Source organism: Cohnella zeiphila (genome assembly GCF_014212055.1).
Taxonomy (GTDB): Bacteria; Bacillota; Bacilli; order Paenibacillales; family Paenibacillaceae; genus Cohnella; species Cohnella zeiphila.
This window is the reverse complement of the sequence record NZ_JACJVO010000078.1, coordinates 1-878: the sequence shown is the minus strand read 5'-3', so window position 1 is coordinate 878 and position 878 is coordinate 1. Positions and strand designations below refer to the sequence as shown.

The 878-nt window shown below is 67.0% G+C and carries 2 protein-coding genes; both read left to right on the top strand.

Annotated features, from left to right (window positions below; all coding sequences use genetic code 11):
• Window positions 1–602: DUF58 domain-containing protein (locus H7C18_RS34585; protein WP_185133690.1), on the top strand; the 602-nt coding region annotated here is incomplete at its 5' end.
• The coding region (locus tag H7C18_RS34580; RefSeq protein WP_185133689.1) for a hypothetical protein at window positions 599–878 on the top strand (280 nt) is incomplete at its 3' end. The genes H7C18_RS34585 and H7C18_RS34580, both read left to right, overlap by 4 nt.

The window sequence follows — 878 nt, the reverse complement described above, 5'->3', positions numbered from 1 at the left end:
GCGACCGGCTGTCCCGCATTCATTGGAACGCGACGGCCCGCACGGGCGAGTGGAAGTCCAAGGAGTACGAGCGGGAAGCGCTGCCCCGCTTCGTGCTCGTGCTTGACCGGAGGACCGCCTCCTACTCGTCCGGGGAGCAGTTCGAGCTGGCCGTCTCGGCGGCGGCTTCGCTGCTCGATCTCGCGGTGCGGCTGAACATGCCGGTCGGCTTCGTGTCGGCCGGCAAGCAGCGGCACTTGTTCGGCGCCGGCAGAGCGGGAGGGACCCGCGAGGAAGTGATGGAGCATCTCGTCGACGCGGAAGCGGACGGGGACGGATCGCTGGCCGAAGCGTTGAGCGAGGCGTCTTCGCGATTCGAGCCGGGAGCCTATCTGATTCTGGTCAGTCCCCTGGCGGAAGAGGACGTCGCCGGCACGTTCCAGGCGCTTGAGGCGCGGCGCCAGACCGCCAGCCACGTGCATATTGCCGGCCGCTCGCCGGAATCCGCCGAAGCGGCCGGCCTGGAGGGCTGGCGCATGATGCTGCGGGCCAGGGGCTGGGAGATGTGCACGATCGCCCGTCTCGAGGATCTTCGGCAAGCGACGGAGGTGGGAACCGCATGAGCGAGCCCGCGTTCGCCTTGCTCCGCCGCAAGCGCGATTCCGCGCTCTGGCGGAGAATCGTGCTGGAGCGGATGCACCGCATCCTGGCCATGATTCTGATGCTTCAAGTGATCCGGATCTTCCAAGGCTTCTGGTGGCCGGAAACGTTCCATATCGTTTATGTTTCGCTGGGCGTTTACGCCGTGACCGAGCTTCTTTTCTCCCGCGCGTGGGCGGCGCGTCTTCTGCTGCAGGCCGCGGGAATTATCGCATCGACGGCGGCGATCGCTCCGGTCC